This is a genomic window from Solilutibacter silvestris, assembly GCF_002895945.1.
In the GTDB taxonomy this organism is placed as follows: domain Bacteria; phylum Pseudomonadota; class Gammaproteobacteria; order Xanthomonadales; family Xanthomonadaceae; genus Solilutibacter; species Solilutibacter silvestris.
Genome location: NZ_NPZB01000001.1, coordinates 932,403 through 947,613, shown reverse-complemented (window position 1 = coordinate 947,613; position 15,211 = coordinate 932,403). Strand labels below are relative to the sequence as shown.

General features: G+C 54.7%; 12 protein-coding genes and 1 pseudogene. 7 read left to right on the top strand and 6 right to left on the bottom strand.

All coding sequences use genetic code 11. From position 1 onward, the window contains the following. Window positions 1–4 precede the first annotated feature (4 nt). Window positions 5–1,363 (bottom strand): phosphohexomutase domain-containing protein, encoded by a 1,359-nt coding sequence (locus Lysil_RS04290; RefSeq protein ID WP_103074294.1) that lies wholly within the window; start codon window positions 1,361–1,363, stop codon window positions 5–7. Window positions 1,364–1,386: 23 nt separating this feature from the next. Further along, entirely contained in the window at window positions 1,387–2,799 is a 1,413-nt protein-coding gene (locus tag Lysil_RS04285) for a mannose-1-phosphate guanylyltransferase/mannose-6-phosphate isomerase (protein ID WP_103074293.1), read from the bottom strand. Between the two features lie 155 nt (window positions 2,800–2,954). On the opposite strand from Lysil_RS04285, the gene Lysil_RS04280 reads away from it, so the two are divergent. From Lysil_RS04280 to Lysil_RS04260, 7 genes are all read left to right on the top strand, one after another. Next, window positions 2,955–3,701 (top strand): electron transfer flavoprotein subunit beta/FixA family protein, encoded by a 747-nt coding sequence (locus Lysil_RS04280; protein WP_103074292.1) that lies wholly within the window; start codon window positions 2,955–2,957, stop codon window positions 3,699–3,701. Then, window positions 3,701–4,654: an electron transfer flavoprotein subunit alpha/FixB family protein gene (locus Lysil_RS04275; protein ID WP_103074291.1), complete on the top strand. Its 954-nt coding sequence runs from the start codon at window positions 3,701–3,703 to the stop codon at window positions 4,652–4,654. The genes Lysil_RS04280 and Lysil_RS04275 overlap by 1 nt, the downstream gene beginning before the upstream one ends. Before the next feature lie 83 nt (window positions 4,655–4,737). After that, window positions 4,738–5,295 (top strand): hypothetical protein, encoded by a 558-nt coding sequence (locus Lysil_RS13135; RefSeq protein ID WP_129588357.1) that lies wholly within the window; start codon window positions 4,738–4,740, stop codon window positions 5,293–5,295. A gap of 128 nt (window positions 5,296–5,423) precedes the next feature. Further along, window positions 5,424–6,110 carry an NAD-dependent epimerase/dehydratase family protein gene (locus Lysil_RS13130; RefSeq protein WP_129588356.1) on the top strand — a complete coding sequence of 229 codons (687 nt, stop codon included), beginning with the start codon at window positions 5,424–5,426 and terminating at the stop codon, window positions 6,108–6,110. Further along, on the top strand, window positions 6,100–7,035 hold the full coding sequence (locus tag Lysil_RS04270) for a glycosyltransferase family 2 protein (RefSeq protein ID WP_165782380.1): 936 nt from the start codon (window positions 6,100–6,102) through the stop codon (window positions 7,033–7,035). Before Lysil_RS13130 ends, Lysil_RS04270 begins: the two co-directional genes overlap by 11 nt. After that, window positions 7,019–7,429 carry a GtrA family protein gene (locus Lysil_RS04265; protein WP_103074289.1) on the top strand — a complete coding sequence of 137 codons (411 nt, stop codon included), beginning with the start codon at window positions 7,019–7,021 and terminating at the stop codon, window positions 7,427–7,429. Before Lysil_RS04270 ends, Lysil_RS04265 begins: the two co-directional genes overlap by 17 nt. A gap of 45 nt (window positions 7,430–7,474) precedes the next feature. Further along, a complete protein-coding gene (locus Lysil_RS04260) occupies window positions 7,475–8,095 on the top strand; it encodes a class I SAM-dependent methyltransferase (RefSeq protein ID WP_103074288.1) in 621 nt (206 codons plus the stop codon). 66 nt (window positions 8,096–8,161) lie between these two features. Here Lysil_RS04260 and Lysil_RS04255 read toward each other — a convergent pair whose 3' ends face one another. The 4 genes and pseudogenes from Lysil_RS04255 to Lysil_RS04240 form a co-directional block, all read right to left on the bottom strand. Beyond that, window positions 8,162–10,336, bottom strand: coding sequence for a hypothetical protein (locus Lysil_RS04255; RefSeq protein ID WP_129588355.1), 2,175 nt, complete (start codon window positions 10,334–10,336; stop codon window positions 8,162–8,164). Between the two features lie 158 nt (window positions 10,337–10,494). Continuing rightward, window positions 10,495–10,659: pseudogene (locus Lysil_RS04250) on the bottom strand (IS3 family transposase); the annotation flags it as partial. A gap of 16 nt (window positions 10,660–10,675) precedes the next feature. Next, window positions 10,676–11,419 (bottom strand): class I SAM-dependent methyltransferase, encoded by a 744-nt coding sequence (locus Lysil_RS04245; protein ID WP_129588354.1) that lies wholly within the window; start codon window positions 11,417–11,419, stop codon window positions 10,676–10,678. Window positions 11,420–11,497: 78 nt separating this feature from the next. Next, window positions 11,498–15,205: a glycosyltransferase gene (locus Lysil_RS04240; protein WP_103074285.1), complete on the bottom strand. Its 3,708-nt coding sequence runs from the start codon at window positions 15,203–15,205 to the stop codon at window positions 11,498–11,500. Between the last annotated feature and the right edge of the window lie 6 nt (window positions 15,206–15,211).

Here is a 15,211-nt window from a genome sequence, read left to right as displayed (position 1 = left end):
GGTCTCAGGCCTGGAAGGATTTCAACAACTCGCCAATCTCGCCAACGCGTTCTGCTACCAGCGCCGCATCACCGCGCGACTCCACGTTCAGGCGCAGCAGTGGTTCGGTATTGGAACTGCGCAGGTTGTAGCGCCAACCGCCGAAGTCGGCAGAGACGCCATCGGTGTGATCGATTTGGGGCGAGAGCGCTGCATAATGCGCAACCACCGCATGCACTGCCGCTGGTGCATCCACCACCTTGAAATTGATCTCACCGCTACAGGGGAAGCGCTGCATGCGTGCCTCCATCATTTCTGCCAACGACAGGCCTGAGGTCGACATCAGTGATGCCACCAGCAGCCACGGGATCATTCCGGAATCGCAATAGGCGAAATCGCGAAAATAATGGTGCGCGCTCATTTCGCCACCATAGATCGCATTCTCGGAACGCATGCGCTCCTTGATGAAGGCGTGGCCGGTCTTGGACATCACTGGAATTCCGCCAGCCTCCTGCACCATCTCGATCGTGTTCCACACCAGGCGCGGGTCATGGATCACCTTGCCACCCGGCGAGCGCTCCAACAGTGCCTTCGCCAGCAAGCCGACCAAGTAATAGCCTTCGATAAAACGACCGTCGCCGTCGAAGAAGAAACAGCGATCAAAATCGCCGTCCCATGCGATACCGAGATCAGCGCGATGCGCGCGCACAGCATCGATCGTCGCTTGCCGGCTTTCCGGCAACAGCGGGTTGGGGATACCGTGCGGGAAGGTGCCGTCGGGTTCATGCTGGATGCGGATGAAATCAAACGGCAGGCGCGATGCCAATCCGTCGATGACCAGCCCCGCACCACCATTTCCCGCATTGGTGACGATCTTCAGCGGCTTCAGTTGCCGAACGTCGATGTATCCGAGCAAATGCTCGAAATAGGCCGACTTGTCGTCCATCACTCGCATCGCGGCGCCCGGCGTAGGCATTGGTGTGGACGTCGCAGCCAATGCCTGATCCCGGATCGCCAAAAGCCCGGAATCCCCGCTGATCGGGCGTGCGCCTTCTCGCACCAGTTTCATCCCGTTGTAATCGATCGGATTGTGACTCGCAGTCACCATGACACCACCAGCCGCGCCCAAATGATCGGTCTGGAAATACACCTCCTCGGTGCCGCATAGACCAATATCAATGACCTCGCGCCCGGCCATTTGAAGTCCGTTGGCAAGCGCAGATTGCAGGCCAGCACTGCTGCCGCGCACATCGCGCCCCAACACAACAGGTCCCTGCCGCAACTGTCCCGCCATCGCAACCCCAATGCGGGAAGCCAGCGATTCGTTCAACTCGTCAGGCACGCGACCACGGATGTCGTATGCCTTGAACGCCTTCGATTCCATTGTTTCCATGTCTTAAGTCGCGCTCAGGAACGGCCGTAGACGTCTTCCAGGCGAACGATATCGTCCTCACCCAGATATGCCCCGGACTGCACTTCAATCAACTCCACCAGCTCGGTGCCACGATTGCGCAGCCGGTGCACGCTGCCCAGTGGAATGTACGTGCTTTCGTTCTCATGCAGATCGAACACCTTGTCGTCGCAAGTCACCTCAGCCACGCCCGACACCACGATCCAGTGCTCGGCACGCTTGTGGTGCTTCTGCAAGCTAAGCGTTCCCCCCGGCTTCACTGCGATCCGCTTGACCTGGAAGCGATCCCCCATATCGATTGAATCGTAATTGCCCCACGGCCGATAAACCTTGCGATGGAACAGGTGTTCCTGGCGACCGGCGGCCTTGAGTTGATCGACAATGGCCTTGACGTCCTGCACGCGATCCTTGCGAGCCACCAGTGTGGCATCTGGCGTATCGATGATGACCAAGTCCTCGACACCGATGGTCGCGATCATGCGTCGCTCCGAAGCACGCACCAGGCTGCCCTTGGTGTCGATTGAGATCACGTCACCGTCGTAACGGTTTCCATCTTCATCGCGCTCGGCCACCGACCACAAAGAAGACCATGAGCCGATGTCACTCCAGCCACAACTCACCGGCACGACGGCCGCGTGATCCGTTTTCTCCATCACCGCATAGTCGATGGAGTCGCTGGGACTGGCGGCGAAGGCGTCCTTGTCGACGCGGGTGAAATCGAGATCGCGCTGGGCAGTCGCATAGGCCTGGCGAGCTGCGGCAGCGATTTGCGGAGCGTGGCGTTCGAGCTCTTCCATGTAACGGCGCGCCGCGAACAGGAACATACCCGAATTCCAGGAATAAGTGCCCTCGGCGAGATAGCGCTCGGCGGTGGGCTGGTCCGGCTTCTCGACGAAGCTCTGCACGCGGTAGCCGGCGCCATTCAGCGCATCGCCCCGTCGGATATAGCCGTACCCGGTTTCGGGGTATTCGGGATGAATGCCGAAAGTCACCAGCCAATCGCCCTCCGCCAGTGCGCGCGCCGCGGTCACGGCATTGCGGAACGCGGCTTCGTCCTCGATCAAATGATCTGCCGGCATCACCAGCAACAAACCATCAGCGTCGCTGGCCAGCACATGCAGTGCAGCCAGCGCGATTGCAGGCGCGGTGTTGCGTGCCACTGGTTCCAACAGGATGCCGCCGTTGGCGACCCCGATTTCCTGCAGCTGCTCGCCGACCATGAAGCGGTGATCTTCGCTACACACCGTGACCGGCGGCTGCACACCATCGAGCCGGCTGGCTCGCTGCACCGTCTCCTGGAACAGGGAGTGATCGCCCACCAGTGCAAGGAATTGCTTGGGCTGGTTCTGGCGCGAAAGCGGCCACAGCCGCGAACCACTGCCACCGCTGAGAATGACCGGATGAAGCATGCCGACCCCTTGGTTATGAATCGCAAAAGGGTACCCGATTCACCAAAAAATGCCGTTACGCCATGTGAACTGACACGACACGACTCCGCCACGACAGGCGAACCGGGTAAAATCGCAGGATTGGGCCTGCGGGCCACTCTGGAACCCGAGATCCGATGAAGATTCTGGTCGGTTACAAGCGTGTGGTGGACGCCAACGTCCGTGTGCAGGTCAAACCCGATGGCTCCGGCGTCGTCACCGATGGCGTCAAGCTGTCCGCCAACCCCTTCGACGATATCGCGCTGGAAGAGGCCCTGCGCCTGCGCGATGCCGGCAAGGCCAGCGAAGTGGTGGTCGCGACCATTGCCCCCGCCGATGCCCAGCCGCACCTGCGCAATGGCCTGGCCATGGGCGCCAACCGCGCCATCCACGTGGTCGCCGATGACGCCGTCTCGCCGCTGGCCGCCGCCCGCGCCTTCCTCAAGTTGATCGAGAAGGAACAGCCCGACCTGGTCCTGATGGGCAAGCAGGCGATCGACGACGACGCCAGCCAGACCGGCCAGATGCTCGCCACCCTGTGGGGCCGCCCGCAGGCGACCTTCGCCAGCAAGCTGGTGGTGGATGGCGGCAAGGCCACCGTCACCCGCGAAGTCGATGCCGGCCTCGAAACCATCGAAGTCGACCTGCCGGCCGTGGTCACCACCGACCTGCGCTTGAACGAGCCGCGCTTCATCAAACTGCCGGACATCATGAAGGCCAAGAGCAAGCCACTGGAAACGATTCCGCTGGCCGATCTCGCCATCGAACGTGGCGATGCACCCAAGGCCACCCACTACGCGCCACCCGCCCAGCGCCAGCGCGGGGTGATGGTCAAGGATGCGGCCGAACTGGTCGCCGCGCTCAAGCAGAAGGGGTTGCTGTGATGTCCAAGGTTCTCGTCATCGCCGAACACCTCAACGGCAAGCTCAACGCCGCCACCGCCAAGACCGTGTCGGCCGCACTGGCCCTGAAGCCGGAGGCCATCGACGTGCTGGTGCTGTCCGATGCGCCGGACGCCGTCGCCACCGCAGCCGCGCAGATCGCTGGTGTCACCAAGGTGCTGACCAGCGCCAACGCCGCCAATGCGCACGCCATCGCCCAGGTGCTGGCGCCGCAGATCGTCGAGATCGCGAAGAACTACAGCCATGTGTTCGGACCGAGCACCACCTTCGGCAAGGACCTGATGCCCTGCGTCGCCGCCCTGCTCGGTGTCGGCCAGGTTTCCGACCTGATGGCCGTCGAAAGCCCGACTACCTTCAAACGCCCGATGTATGCCGGCAATGCCATCGTCACCGTCGAGGCGCCGGCCGATCACATCGTGGTGGCCACCGTGCGCACCGCCTCGTGGCCGGAAGCCGCCACGGGTGGCGGCGCAGCAGTCGAAGCCGTCAGCGTGAGCGCCGCATTGCCGACGCATACCCGCTTCGTCGAACTGGCGGCGGGCAAATCCGATCGTCCCGACCTGCAGAGCGCCAAGCGCGTGGTCTCGGGTGGTCGCGGTGTTGGCAGCGCCGAGAACTTCAAGATCATCTACGACCTCGCCGACAAGCTCGGTGCAGCGGTCGGCGCCTCGCGCGCCGCGGTCGATGCCGGTTATGTCCCGAATGAGCTGCAGGTTGGCCAGACCGGCAAGATCATCGCGCCCGACCTGTATGTTGCGATCGGCATTTCCGGAGCGATCCAGCACCTGACCGGCATCAAGGATGCAGGCACGATCGTTGCGATCAACAAGGATGGCGATGCGCCGATCTTCGAGATCACGGACGTGGGACTGGTGGGGGATTTGTTCCAGATCCTGCCGGAACTCGCAGGTATGCTAGCCTCGTCCACAAATTAACGACGGTTTTTTATGATAATGCCCATTAAAGCCGGCCTTATCTATCTGTCACCCCCCAATTTCCTTCGAAAGAGATATCACTAATGAAACAGCACATGCATGCTCCAAAAATATATCTGCTTGCATTCACAGCTTCAATCTTGCTCGGGGCGTGCTCGGGGCCTGCAAATAATCCCGGTATAGGTGCAGACAAGCCTCCTCAGCCGGCCACTACAGAGCCTGCCTCTACTGACCCGAACGCAATTAATTCGCCACTTGCGGCCGAAGCGTTCAAGGGCAAAGTCACTCTGACGGGCCAACCCACCCTATCTGCGGACAAGAAGTCGCTGGTTTACCAATTCAAAGTTCAGAACTCGGGGACGGCGGCTCTGTATAGCGTTGGCAAGCATCCTATTCATATTGGCATCGCCGTCATCGGCACATCGGGTTCAGTCGATACTGATGGAGGGATTCGTGACTTCTCGCGCGCTGACCTCCCCCTTATCCCCGCTGGCGAAACAGCTACTGTCACCGTTAATGTGCCTGTTGATCCGCGCATGCAAGGTCGCAAGCTGCGTTTTGCACTCGTGCAGGAAGGCGCGGGTTGGCGCGATGATGCACAGTCAGTTGCAGAGTCGGACACTAGCGAACTGTTGAAATAGTACCCCTCAGCAATGAGGCCGTCCCCAGCCCCAAGCATCGGGCGCTGGGGATACTTGCAGTGGTGAGTTAGTTGCCTATTGCTCGCACTAGCCCATACCTCTGTCATATAGAAAACTAGGCGTGCGCAATGATTCGAGGAAATGGCCTCCTAGCAACCGCATTTTCACAAGATTTTGGCGCTGACTCCTCAGTTCTGATCTTTGCCTGCGGCGTATCCAATTCGTCGGAAACAGATCCTGCCGCGTTTTATCGGGAAATGCAGCTCCTTGAAACCGCATTATGCGATACCGCACCGTTAGTTTATTTCAGTAGCTGTGCCTTGGTTAACTCGCCAGATGCTGACAACGCTTACCTGTCACACAAGCGCAAGATGGAGGCGATGGTCTTGGAAGCCTCCTCAAAAAATCTCGTATTGCGATTGCCACAGGTGGTTGGGCGGACCCCAAACCCCAACACGCTTACAAATTTCTTGGCAAAATGCATACGGGAGGGAACCCACTTCTCCGTATGGGCCAAGGCAGAACGAAATCTAATTGACGTGGATGATATCGTGGCAATAAGTCGCGAGTTAATTCGTAGCACACCATTGAAAGAGCGCGTAATTGCTGTGGCTTCCCCTTATTCGCTCCCCATGCCGAAAATCATTGCTCTATTTGAGCAATCCATGGGTCGCAAAGCAATTCACTCCCTGGTAGACAAGGGCAGCCCGCTTCAAGTTGACTGTGCGATTAGTCTCTCGGTAGCTGGTGCTGCCGGAGTCAATTTCGACAATCAATATGCCGCGCACGTCATTGAGAAATACTATGGCTATTGATGTCTCAATCGTTGTCCCAGTTTATTCAGCGACTGTCACGCTGAAGGAACTACACAAGCGCGTCGCTGCCGTGATGGACGCTTCTGGAAAATCCTTTGAATTGATCTTGATCGATGATCGAGGAAATCCAGCATCGTGGGGAATAATCACAAGCCTCGCAAATGAAGACACACGCGTAGTCGGACTGCGTCTCGGACGCAATTTTGGACAACACGCCGCAACCATGTGCGGCATCGCAAATGCCCGTGGCACCTGCATAATCACCATGGACGAAGACCTCGAGCATCCGCCAGAAGCCATCCCGGGACTTATAGAATCCTGTAACCAACAGCAGCCACTCGTTTACGGAGTGTTTCCGAAACGCACACATGCTTGGTATCGGAATATCAGCTCCGAAATCATGCGTTGGTCGCTCAAGAAATCGTTCCCAGATATGAATGAAGCCTACACGTCATTCCGGGCAATTCATAAAGACCTGGCACAACGACTCTCGGAATTCGACCTGAGTCGTCCCTATATCGACGGCATGCTCTCATGGCTTACGGCCAGTGCGGGTACAGTCACTGTGGCTCATGGTGAACGTGAGCATGGTGAAAGCTCATATACTCTGCGCAAACTTGTTTCTCATGCGCTTAATATTTTCATTACTTTCTCCAGCCTCCCCCTACGTATGGCTAGCTATGGCGGCGCAGCACTGGCTTCCGCCGGCTTCCTATATCTCCTGTATGTCATCTACGAGCGAATTACCGGAAACATCACAAATCCAGGTTATGCGTCATTGATGTCGGTCATATTGTTCGCATGCGGAATACAGCTGGTTATCTTGGGCATGCTTGGCGAGTACATCGGGCGCTTGATGAGCGTCACCAACCGGAGGCCCATGTACGTCGTGCAGGACGCCATAAGATATGAAACCCATTCCTGAATACAAGTCTTCTCCCGAAAACACAAGCGAATCCATGGGGGAATTTACTAAATTCGCGATAGCACGCGTTTTATGTGCGGTGTTGAGTTATGGCGCATATCTATTGATGCTGCTTTGGTTCACTTACCAAACAGCATACGTAGCCTCGTACGTAATCGGTATCGCGCTTGCGTATTATTCAAACGCTACGTTGGTATTTAATGAGCCGTTGAATAGGAAATCAGCTTTACTTTTCCCCATGGTTTACGTGCTGCAGTTCGCGATCGGATACGTTCTGATCAAACTAGCCGTTGAGTCGCTGCACATCCGTGAGTCATTGGGGCTGGCCTTTAGTGTTCTCATCACCCTCCCAATGACTTTTCTACTTTCAAGATGGGTGATGCGCATCAAATGAACACTATTTCATGCTATTGACCATCTAGCTTTAGGGGATACCATCATGGCGCAGATCACAACTGGTATACGTTCCATTCTTTCCATGCCTTGGGCTTATGACGCGCTACAAGGAATGCTAGGCGTTACCCACGCCCGCAAAGTAGTATGCGAAGATTATATTCGCGCCCAACCTGGAGATGTGGTAGTAGATATTGGTTGCGGAACGGCCGAAATATTGAAGTTCTTACCTGAGAACATCAGATATTACGGTTTTGATTTGTCGCAGCACTATATTGACTCGGCCAAGCGCAGGTTTGCTGCTCGCGGACAATTCCAGTGCGCCGACGTGACGACCATGGGGTCATCAGATATTCCACCATGCCAGGTCGCCATTGCTTTCGGGGTGCTTCACCATCTAGATGATGCAGCTGCATATGGGCTAATCAATAGCTTGTATGATCGACTTGCCCATGGGGGACGCCTTATTACAGTAGACCCCGTGTTCGTTTCCGGACAAGCATGGGTCGCGCACGAACTTATCCGTCGCGACCGTGGTCAAAATGTACGAACCTGTGAAGGTTATATGGATCTCGTATCCGAGCGCTTCAGCGCCAAGAATATCCAAGCAAGGCATGACCTCTTGCGTGTCCCGTATACCTATGCAGTGATGAGTTGCACTCGATGAACGCCCTACGTAAAAAATTTATATGCTGAGTGGTCCACCATCACGATAAATTCTTTTTTAAAAAAATTAGTTGATGCTGAATTCTCTGACCATGCATCCGAACTTCCGCTCGTCTGTCGCAACTGTATATAAAGTGGCGGCTGTTAGCCCTAATACGGTTGTTTTGCCCAGTGGAACAGAAACCACTACATTCGTCCACCCTTCTTGATTCTTGGCGTCCTGTTGAACCGAAATACCCTGCCCTTCCACCGTTAATTGTCCAGTGGGGCACTTATACGAAAATTTCAGGTGTTGGGGCTGCCTACCCTGCTTGGTACGCACCAGTACAATGGATTTGATGCCATGCATCCACTGGAACGGCGCCTGATTTGGATATTCTTCCCGACCATACCAACCTGAAAGCTCTTGCACATCAGGCGTTGCTTTATTTGCCTCAGGGTCAGCAGCAAGGGCCTCCGCAACATTACCCGGCTCAATTGCAATCGGAGCCAAGCTGGGATCTTTAATTTTATAAATGTAAATACCCCTGTCCTGCGCTAACAGCGACAACGCTGGATTCCTATCAAACATCGCCGTTACTAAAGGCATGGCCTTTGGCTCGTTCGCGGTCATGTGCACAGCGAGATATCCGATTCCGCGCCTCGTCATTTCATGCAGTACCTCACGGCTCGCAGCGCCTTCGTTCAAGGGATCAGCAATAGCTTCGAATTTCTCCCAGCCTGGCGGATATGTCGAACTATGTCCGTTCACCATTCTCAAGTTATTAACCAATCCGTAATACATATATGTTGTATTCAGATAATGATCAGCATTGAACTGTACGGGTATCCCGAGCACAGTCGAGCTATCTGCGTTATTCCCAATTACTGCATAAGCTCGATTATTGCTATCCAGAGTAGTCATTGTTGCATTTGAAAATTTGAAATCGATAGCAATGATGGATATGGCAGCAACCGCCACTATCGCCCGAACTCTCGGATCTTTAAGCTTCCCAGCAAACCAAGCCACTGCGTACCCTGCCAGAGGCGCGCATGAAACAGCAACCAAAGGCATTAGCCGTCCGGGCGTTCTGGATCCATTTGCAAATGGGACATGGTGGAACATCCATTCGTAAAGATGGATCTTAGTAAGATCCCCAAAAGTCGTCCCAAAAGCCAACACATAGATAAGGGGGAACATCAACATTAGATATTTGCGCATCAGAGAAACCACTGAATCTTTCTCTTGGTTCCACTGGCGTAAACAAAGACCCCAACCAACAATACCGAGCAAACATGCTATCCCAAGATAAATTGTGCGCTCATTACCATTCCACTTGCTTAAAAAATCAGATAGGATCGGACTATAAGTTCTGACTTCTTCGATGTGTTGGCCCGTTTTTAACGAGCTCTCGTTCATAACCGCCTTCACATGAAGCAAATAAATCCCCATGATCGAGAACGGCAACGCAACGGCCAACAAGCTTGGAATCAAGGCTCTCCAGTTTCCTCGTGACTGACTCACAAGGCGGACGGTCATTAAAAAGAACAGTGGGCAGAAAAAAAGCAGGAACCAGTACAGTAACGCGAAATTCGACGTAGCAAGCGCAAGCACCGTTAGCGCGAAAGCTGCTGCATAACCCCATTTCCTAGTTTGCATATTCTTGCAGAAGAAAAATAATGCCAAGGGCACAAAGGCCATATCAGTCGCATAAAACATTTCCCCAAAAAGGAACCCAATCCTAAATGGGAGCAATGCGACAATTGCCGCACATACCCAGCCGCCTACACGACTTGCAGTTAATGCTCTTCCGAGTAGAAATCCGCTGATTGCGCAAAATGTAAAACTAAGAATAATGACGGCATTTACCGCAGCTACGGGACCAACAATAAAAGCAAGCATTGACACCAATAACGCAAACGGCAAATAAATCATCCCGTCGACGAACGTTTTTGTTTGCCCGAGGTTATATTCATAACCAGAATAAAAAAGACTGTGCCCATTGCGAATATTGTAGTAGGGCAATGTATGGCGATAATACATTTCATATTGATCGCCAGGGATCATATGGCCTACGCCACCCCCGGCAGAGCTCACCGGAATCCCATCCGCAAAATGCGAAAAAAATGCTGGCCCGGCGTACCATATGCCAATCAGGCAAAACACAGCCGCAACTAGAAAAAGGTCAATGCCTGTTTTTTTAAACATACTGAACTTGGAAGCCCGAGCAGCCTTATATCCATATTGCGTATTAATAGCCATGTCCTCATTGGTCATACGTAATTAGTCCCGCCCCATATCTGCATTTAAATTCTGCATGCCACTTCTACTTGGACCGCCCAGAGTTCCACAGACAATCAGGAACAGCTCTAGGCATAATGCCTTTCGAACTCTATTGGTAGGTTGCCAGCGGAGCCATGTCACCTGATCAGGTTGTAGAATATCTCGATATGATCGAACACATCTGATCTTGCCGCCTCTCGGTCCGGGTAGATCCGCCGCTTGATCTGCTCCTTCTTCAATGCGCTGATGAAGCTCTCCGTGACCGCGTTATCCTGATAGTTCCCATGCCGACTCATGCTCGGCGGCGCAAAGAACCCTTTAATAAGGGCGGACACAACCGAAATAAATGCAATAGGCGCCCTCAGGCTGCGGGGTGACCGGATTGCCGACAACAAAGTCTGTGTAATGGAACTTGCCCGTCTCTACTGTTTTAGGCATCTCGCAAACACCCATATTCACTTCAATTTCGAACCCGGTCGCCTCCAGAAGTGAGCGCAATTCGTCATTGGTGTATTCGTGCTTGTGTTCCGGATGGATGAATCCGCCGTGCCAATCACTGGTATGGATTTTTGTGAGCGCCCGATTGGGCGTGTCCAAGCAAAAATACCCTCCCCTCTTCAACAATCTAAACGCTTCTTTGCACATATTGGCGCCCGCATGCAGGTCCACATGCTCGATCGATTGACCTGACCACACCAGATCAAAGGATTCGTCAGGGAGCATAGGTAGATGCGTCATGTCGCTGTAGTGAATGCTTACACGACCTTGAGCGTCAACCGCTACATCAATATCCCGGTACATCTCATGACGTTCTTCTTTCGGGAGGTCAACCATTACGAGTTCTTGGAAGGGATGTTGATACCCCATGTGATACAGGGGCGCATTAGCTCCGCCAAGGTCCAAGATTCTTGCAGCAGGTGGTAGCAAGCGGTTGACCATTAGTATGCGCGACCGATGAATCAACTGCAGATGAAATTCTTCCGCGCGACTTATTAGCTCACAAACTCCCCAGTGGGATGTGAGAAATGAGACGGATCCATCCAATTGAGAAACTTCATTCACTAATTTTCTCCATATTATTCAGGGAATACATGCACTATCACTATCACCCAGTCAACGTGTATGTAGTGATCCGGAATTTCATGGCGCCGATTTTCCACGAAGAAAATTCCCCAACTTCAGCGCGGCAGATTGCCATGACCAATCGACATTGACGATATTTTCGATATCGCAAGGAGAATCGTCAGCCAGAAGCCTAAATAGTGCGTCTGAGCTACCCGGAGTGAAGTAACGGGCTCCCCTACCAGCCAATTCTCTAAATACCGGAATATCTGACAAGATCAGAGGCACTCGCCATTGCGCTGCCTCCACGATTGGCAGTCCAAAGCCCTCACAGTGTGACGCTTGGATCAGACATGCCGCATTTCGATAGCCATGGGTCAAATCGCCATCGCTGGCCTTTTCAAACCAAAACAGGCGTTTACCAAATTCCCTGTGCTTCCGAATACGATCGCGAATGTTTTCGGTATTCCATCCCTGCTTTCCAAAAATCACCAAGCGGACATCCGCACCAGAATTCCAAGCAAGATCAAAGGCATCCAGCGCAGTGTCGTAGCCTTTCCGTGGTTCTATTGTGCCGACCATGACAAAAGCCCTGTGCTGGCCCTCCATGGCATGTTTGACATTTTCATTCACGAAGGAGTCAACAGCAGGCTCCCGTAAATCACATCCGAGCTGCACGGATTCGATACGCGGGCAGCTGCTGCCCCCAATGCCAGTCTCCTCTATCCAGGCACATAGATCATCTGCCGTCGCCTTCGAGTTGCAAACGATGAGATCACAATTTGATACAACATATCTCAACCAGTGCCCGAATACCGTCGGCATGTAGTCAACACAATAATGCGGATATCGCAATGGAATTAAATCGTGTACGAAAGCACTCACGCGCCCCCCGGCATCATGGACGGATTTGATGGTTCCATCGAAACGCTCAGGCTTCTCCCAGGCAGAATCCAGCATGAAGAAGACATCCCCGGGCTTCCATTTCCGTGGTGTATCCATCGCAGGCAGTCCAAGCAGCACCGGAACTCGTTCTTCAGCATTTCGGATGGAACCATCTCGCGCATGCGCGATCGCCTTGCATGTCCACAGCGTCGGTTGTTCTGAAAGCATCAACTCGCGTGCAAAATTGCGCACAACACGATGGATCCCCGTTCCGTAGTCCTGATCGATGACTTCGCTGAGATCGAGTACGACTTGCGGAACCCCATTCGCTGCATCCTCGCGGGCCAACGCGTGCCCGATCGCAGGAAGCTCGATGGCCGCGTCCTGATCGCGGCCGCGGAACCGCTGCTCCATCGATGAAATCAGGTTCGACGCGCTCCGCGCACCCCTCACCGCAGCAGCTGCATCAATGGCAGCCCCGTAAACGGCGGCCGTGAGATCCGGATCGTGCTGGTGTTCAATGCAATGCCTGGCAGCTTCCGAAACACGAGATCGCTCACCAGGGTCGGCCAGCAGCGTTTCAATCGATCGCGCCAGCTCGATGGCGGTTGGCCGCGCTCCGATCTTGATTACTGCGGCCGGATCAATCTCGGAAAAGCTTGCGTAATCGTTCACGATGGTGGGAATTCCCGAAGCCATACAGTCATAGACGGCCTTGGAGGTTTCGCCACGACTGCTGGCGCGTAGCTGGACCGCGCAATCGGCAGCATCAAGCCAAGCGGAGTATGTCGCATCGTCAACAAAACCGGTGATCTGCGTACGGATCGAACTGTCGGCAATCAAGGTGCGCATGCGCGCGCCGTAGTCCGATCCTTCGTTTTCGCCGACGAATACGATCCGGACGAGCGGGCGTAGCTTGTCAGGAAGCATCTCCGCGGCCTCCATAAGGAGGTCATTGAGCTTCGTGTCTGCAAGAAAGCCGAAGGAAACAACGAGAAACTCGTGCTCTGAAATTCCGAACAATTCCCGTGCCGACTGCCATCGGCGCGCTGCACCCTCCTGACTGAGGGTATGCAGCGGCATGGGAGCGTGGAAAATATTAGGCCGGGCCGCAAGTGGGAAAAACTCGGAAAGTACGTCCACGGAGTGACTGCTATGCACGATCAGTGCGTCCGCCTGTTCGATGACGCGCCGCGAAGCTGGGAACTTCAGCTTGGCATCCGCCATGCCAGTATTTTCGAGGCAGGCAAGGGCAGGACGGCCATGCGAATACCCAAGCTCTTTGGTGAACAAGCCTGGATGCGCGGAATCCATATAGGCGAGTATTGAGCTCAGGTAGGCGTCGTGCATGACGACCACGCCCGGATGCTTTTCCAGCAACTCGAACATGTGCATATGAAAAGGCGAGTTTCCGAACTGGTAGACAATGGCATCGAACTCGCCCGCGCGTTCATCGAGCCCGTGCCAACTATGGGTCGGATACGCTTTCAGGTATTCGGGAACCTTCGCAATCTCTGCTGTCGTGAATATTTCAATGTCGAAGCGGGATGCAAGCGACGGCAGTACGAGCGCTGCATAACCTGCAATTCCAGTTGCTTCCGGTGGCAACGGTGTGACTACTGCGATGCGCTGTCGCCGCTTATGGTGTTGCCGCATGTCGCGCTGTGCATGCTTGCGCTCTGCCGCTTCCTGCCATGCGTCCAAAGCCAGCTTCGCGGAGTTTTCCCAAGTGAATTGGCGAGCATGGCTCTTGCCCCATTCGGACAATGAATGACGAAAGTCCCGCTCTTGCAAAACCTTCGTCAACCTTGCGGCGGCTTCTTCGACATTCGTCGCGTCGAACAGTGCATCCTCACGCTGCACGATTTCTTCCAGGCTCGAGTTCGCTGCCGAAAGTACAGGAGCGCCACAGGCCATGGCCTCAACGACCGGAAGGCCGAAACCCTCATAGAGGGACGGGAAAAAGAATACATCGCATGATTGCAATAACTTGACGAGATCCGCATCGGGGATCTTGCCGGTGATCACGAAGTCGTTCCGGGTCAGCCCTTCCTTGGCTGCCAACGCACGCAACTCATCCTCGCGCTCCACTTGGTTGAAGACCAATTGCACCCCTCGCCGATCGCGGGGGTCGATCCTTGAGAACGCCCTGATCGCGAATGGAAGATTCTTGCGAAAGTCACCATTCCCCGTATAGAGCACGAATCGTCCCTGGATCCCGCATCCGCGCAAAAATTCTCGGTGCCGCATCGAAGCGTCCGGGTCCGGTTGGAATATCCCGGAAACACCCGCATGGATGACGGCAGTGCGGAAATGCGGGATGCCAAGAAGGTTTACCGCGTCACGCCGGGTAGCTTCCGAGATGCACAACAGGAGATCGAAGCGCTGCAGATCAGCAAGCGCGCGTCGGTACCACGCCGCATATTCCTCGTTGCGCAGATAATGATCCGCGAACACGAGTGGAATGAGGTCGTACATCGTGACCGAAGTAACGGCAGATTCGACGTCCGCTACACCGGCTACGCCCGAAGCATGTTCGACGAATCCTTCGAATAGGCTGTTGACGTGGACGACATTCGCCCCCAGTCGCTGGTAGTGATCGCGAACGATCTCGCACGCCAAGGGACGTAATCTGTCTTCCTGGTGCCCATGTTGGTAGCGTGCGCCCGCATAAAAATACCGACTCGTTTGTGCCCTGTCACCAGCATTGGCGCGAACGAACGATTCCATTGCCTGCGCAGTGTCGCCGTAGGTGCCATCAATGCCGAATGCCAACTCGTGGTTTCTTGAAGAGAGTGTTTCACGAGTTACATGCTCCATCAGATCCAGGCTGTAACGACCAATCCCGCGATGTCGGGACTCGGTTTGTCCCGCCTGCAGGTCGAGGGCGATCCGGATCATGATCGG

Bases quoted from the DNA above. Each gene is read 5' to 3' on its own strand.
- Lysil_RS04290 (WP_103074294.1), bottom strand. From the start codon at position 1,363: ATGGAATCGAAGGCGTTCAAGGCATACGACATCCGTGGTCGCGTGCCT.
- Lysil_RS04285 (WP_103074293.1), bottom strand. From the start codon at position 2,799: ATGCTTCATCCGGTCATTCTCAGCGGTGGCAGTGGTTCGCGGCTGTGG.
- Lysil_RS04280 (WP_103074292.1), top strand. From the start codon at position 2,955: ATGAAGATTCTGGTCGGTTACAAGCGTGTGGTGGACGCCAACGTCCGT.
- Lysil_RS04275 (WP_103074291.1), top strand. From the start codon at position 3,701: ATGTCCAAGGTTCTCGTCATCGCCGAACACCTCAACGGCAAGCTCAAC.
- Lysil_RS13135 (WP_129588357.1), top strand. From the start codon at position 4,738: ATGAAACAGCACATGCATGCTCCAAAAATATATCTGCTTGCATTCACA.
- Lysil_RS13130 (WP_129588356.1), top strand. From the start codon at position 5,424: ATGATTCGAGGAAATGGCCTCCTAGCAACCGCATTTTCACAAGATTTT.
- Lysil_RS04270 (WP_165782380.1), top strand. From the start codon at position 6,100: ATGGCTATTGATGTCTCAATCGTTGTCCCAGTTTATTCAGCGACTGTC.
- Lysil_RS04265 (WP_103074289.1), top strand. From the start codon at position 7,019: ATGAAACCCATTCCTGAATACAAGTCTTCTCCCGAAAACACAAGCGAA.
- Lysil_RS04260 (WP_103074288.1), top strand. From the start codon at position 7,475: ATGGCGCAGATCACAACTGGTATACGTTCCATTCTTTCCATGCCTTGG.
- Lysil_RS04255 (WP_129588355.1), bottom strand. From the start codon at position 10,336: ATGGCTATTAATACGCAATATGGATATAAGGCTGCTCGGGCTTCCAAG.
- Lysil_RS04240 (WP_103074285.1), bottom strand. From the start codon at position 15,205: ATGATCCGGATCGCCCTCGACCTGCAGGCGGGACAAACCGAGTCCCGA.